The organism is Oleiphilus sp. HI0086 (assembly GCF_001635225.1).
Window position 1 is genome coordinate 1 of sequence record NZ_LWFZ01000837.1, and the last position, 3576, is coordinate 3576.

The 3576-nt window shown below is 44.9% G+C and carries 4 protein-coding genes; 2 read left to right on the forward strand and 2 right to left on the reverse strand.

The window, feature by feature from the left end; all coding sequences use genetic code 11:
• Both A3756_RS15090 and A3756_RS15095 read right to left on the reverse strand, forming a co-directional pair.
• A partial coding sequence (locus A3756_RS15090; RefSeq protein WP_068553794.1) for a deoxyribodipyrimidine photo-lyase occupies window positions 1-1069 on the reverse strand: 1069 nt, incomplete at its 3' end.
• Window positions 1070-1154: 85 nt separating this feature from the next.
• On the reverse strand, window positions 1155-2144 hold the full coding sequence (locus A3756_RS15095) for an NAD(P)/FAD-dependent oxidoreductase (protein WP_068515418.1): 990 nt from the start codon (window positions 2142-2144) through the stop codon (window positions 1155-1157).
• 135 nt (window positions 2145-2279) lie between these two features.
• Here A3756_RS15095 and A3756_RS15100 point away from each other — a divergent pair, with 135 nt between their 5' ends.
• Together A3756_RS15100 and A3756_RS15105 are read left to right on the forward strand one after the other, a co-directional pair.
• Window positions 2280-2873, forward strand: a complete 594-nt coding sequence (locus A3756_RS15100; protein ID WP_082865284.1) for a sigma-70 family RNA polymerase sigma factor — start codon at window positions 2280-2282, stop codon at window positions 2871-2873.
• Window positions 2840-3484, forward strand: a complete 645-nt coding sequence (locus tag A3756_RS15105) for a ChrR family anti-sigma-E factor (RefSeq protein WP_068553795.1) — start codon at window positions 2840-2842, stop codon at window positions 3482-3484. The genes A3756_RS15100 and A3756_RS15105 overlap by 34 nt, the downstream gene beginning before the upstream one ends.
• The last annotated feature ends 92 nt before the right edge of the window (window positions 3485-3576 follow it).

The following is a 3576-nucleotide window of genomic DNA, read 5'->3' on the forward strand; positions in this document are numbered from 1 at the left end:
ACATCGCGGTAATCATGCGTAGTCGATTGTGCATCCAGGCTTTTTCTTTTAATTGGCGCATGGCAGCATCAACGATGGGGTAGCCTGTTTTTCCAGCCTTCCATTGTTCAAACAAACGATGGTCTTTACGCCAAGGTAGCTGATCTGTTTCTTTCTTAAACGGCTTATGCATGCTCAACCTCGGATAAGCGTACAAGAGGTGGCGATAGAATTCTCTCCATAGTAGTTCGTTTATCCAGGTGTTGACGCCTTCATTACGCCCTTCAAACTCGCCTTGATTATAGCTTAGTGCTGATCTTAAACACTGTGATGTGCTTACGATACCCGTTGCAAGATAAGGAGACAGTGAACTTGTCGCGTCGAGCGAGGGAATATCTCTGGCCTTATGGTAAGAGGCTGCGCGTTCTTCCATGAAGTTATTAAGTAGCTCGTGAGCGTGATCTTCTCCTGCGGGCCAATGATGGTCCCACCGAGAATCGACTTGAAACGTCGCAACATTCAAGTTTGGTGCTTTGACTGTTAAGGGCGGTTGTGGCGAGGGTTTGTTGACCAGGTGCCTGGATAAAGTCTTCGACTGCTTTAAAAATGCACGTTTAAATGCCGAGAATACATGATAGTAGCTTCCCTTCTGGTTCCTCAAGGTGCCCGGAGAAACGATGCATTGATCATGAAAAGATTGGCTGATAATGCCGTGATTACGTAAGTTTTCAGATACCGACTTGGCGAGTCGGCGCTCGTTCAGTCCATAATCTTCATTGTAGAAAAGGTGAGAAACTTTCAGCTGGCTGGCAAACTCAGAAATACTCGATTCCAGTTTTTGCATGGATTCTGCTGTAAGAACATAAAAGGGAACGTTAAGCTCGCTGAGAGCGCCAGAGAGTATTTCTAGTTGGCGCAGGATAAGAGATCGTTTAGCTGGCGACTCATTGTGGGCATCCCAGGTTTCTTCAGATATCACATAAACAGCAATGCTAGGCCCGGATGACATGGCAGCCGAAAGCGCCGGGTTATCATAAACCCTTAGATCACTTCTAAACCAGATTAGGTTGAGTAAATGTTCTTGCGTCATCTTATATTATCCCTTTTTGTTGCTATTTTATGTTGCCAATATCTTATACTACGAACCTTGTATATCATACGCAGGCCGAATGAAATTAGATCTGTTTTGCTACCGATATGCCACTTAAATAGGCGCACTCAAGTCCGTGGCGGGATTGATTCGTGGCAAGATAGTCTCCACTGAGGTGTATTTTTTCACTACATGTAAGGTAGTTCTCTTTATTGTCGATGGGGGTATTACTCGGCAGAGAATATAGCCAGCGATGTAAGTGTGAAACGATGATATCTATTTTTTGTTCGCATAGTGCTTCGAACTCACTCAATAGATAGCTTTCAACGCGTGTTCGTTCCCAATTAATTGTTTCTTGGCTCCACTCTTCGCCAGCTTGGACTTGATAGTACTGCACTGAATCGTCTGGCTTAGCACCTCGTTTAACGTGCTCTGGCGAAATTGACTTAATATTTGGGTGCTGTGCAGAATCTATTTTTAGTTCTGTACTGCTACGAACGGCCAAGAGAAGTACCCATTGTGGTTCCATTTTAATGTGCTCGATTAGAGGGCAGAGACTATTGCCTTTGGGTAATAGGTCGTAAGCTTGTTGAGGTGGCGTTGCGATTACAATGTGCTCTGCTGTGCAGAACAGCTGCTCGCCAGTAGGTGATTCAGTGTAAACCTGCCAAAGCTCACGTTCCTTTTCGAGGCGACAAACCCGGGTGGAAAAGTGAATGTTCAGGTCTTTAGCAATGTGGCGCGTGATGCTGGAGTTTCGCTCTCGGCCAACATAGTACTCTGGCTGATTGGCGCAGGGAACGATAAGCTCATCGGCCAGCCACTTATCAAGTTGAGCTTTAAATTGTGGTGTTTCGCTAGAGAAACTAGGGCAGCCGAGGTCAAACGTAAGGCTTTGGTCGTCAGGTAGTGGTAAGCGCTTTGATGAGAGCCTGCCGCCAGTTCCGCGTGACTTTTCGACCACCGCTACCTTTTTGCCTCTATGTTGTAACTGCTTAGCAGCCGTTAATCCTGCCATGCCTGCACCAATTATGACTACGTCCATAACTGTGTCCATAACTACGTCTGATTTCATGTCTCACCTAAGTATTAAAAGATTCTACTAACTATACGGCATAGCTCAGATATTGGATTTATGGGTTTACCCAAATAGTAATATGCTTTACATTTCAGGAATGATTCAAACGTAGATTTCTTGCAGGAAGGCCCGGTGGCTACCATCACTCCAGAAAACCAAAAGTTAAACGCCTTGTTAATGAGTATTGCTCAAAATCAAGACCGTAGTGCGTTTATAGAACTATTTAACTTAAGCTCTGCACGCTTGAAAGCGTATGCCATTAAGTGTGGTTCGAACTCAGCAGATGCCGAGGAGCTATTACAAGAGTGCATGTTAACCGCATGGCGAAAAGCGCATACCTTTAAGCCAGAATCCGGCACTGCGATTACCTGGTTATATACGATTGTTCGTAACAAACGTATTGATATTGCACGTAAGGGTCGCCCTGATTTGGTCCAATCTGATGACTTGTTTTATGAAGAGGGTGGTGAATCTCTAGAAAGTGAAGTCGAAAGTGATCTAAATGCGCTGATTGTTCGTAACTTAATCACAGCCTTACCTGACGAGCAAAAACAGATTGTCTACAAGGTTTACTTTGAAGGGAAATCACACAGTGAAATTGCAGGGGAATTGGACTTGCCCCTTGGCACGATTAAATCGAGACTCAGACTAGCAATGAAAAAGCTAGATAACTTGGCAAAAGAGCATATGACATGGCTAATTATCATCCTTCCGATGACCTTTTAATGCAGTTCGCTGCTGGGCAGGCACCTAATGCTTTGGGTATTATCGTTGCTTGTCATATCGAAACTTGCGGTTCGTGTGCCGCAAAAGTACGACGTTACGAAAGCTTAGGCGGTGATATATTATCTAGCCTGGAGCCTGAGCCGGTTGGCGCGAACGTACTAGACAATATTCTCGCGCGGCTTGATGATCCTGTCGCGAATGACAAACCTTTGAACTCAGCGAATCAGCAGGTCGAGATTCCACCGCCACTGAGGCGGTTTGTTGATAAAGACTTCGACCAGTTATCGTGGTCAGGCTTTTCAAGCAGCATAAAAGAGTTTGTATTACCTATTTCCGATGAACGCTACACCGCTAAGTTTTATCGAATCGCTGCAGGCAAAGAACTCCCAGAGCATACACATGAGGGCAATGAATTTACCTTGGTGATGCGTGGTAGTTTTTGCGATAAAGCAGGTGATTATCATAAAGATGATTTCATTTTGGCCGACACCCAGACTATTCACCAGCCAAGAGCGCATATGGAAGAAGACTGTATATGCTTTGCTGTGATGGATGCTCCTTTGAAAATGACGGGCTTTTTTGGTCGAATGTTGAACCCATTCCTTCGTTGACAGAGTATTTCGGATTAGCCTCTTAGCACTTACCTTAAGTAAATTGAAGTGCCGTCGTTTAGGGTCATGCATTGCGACAATTGCGGGGTTTT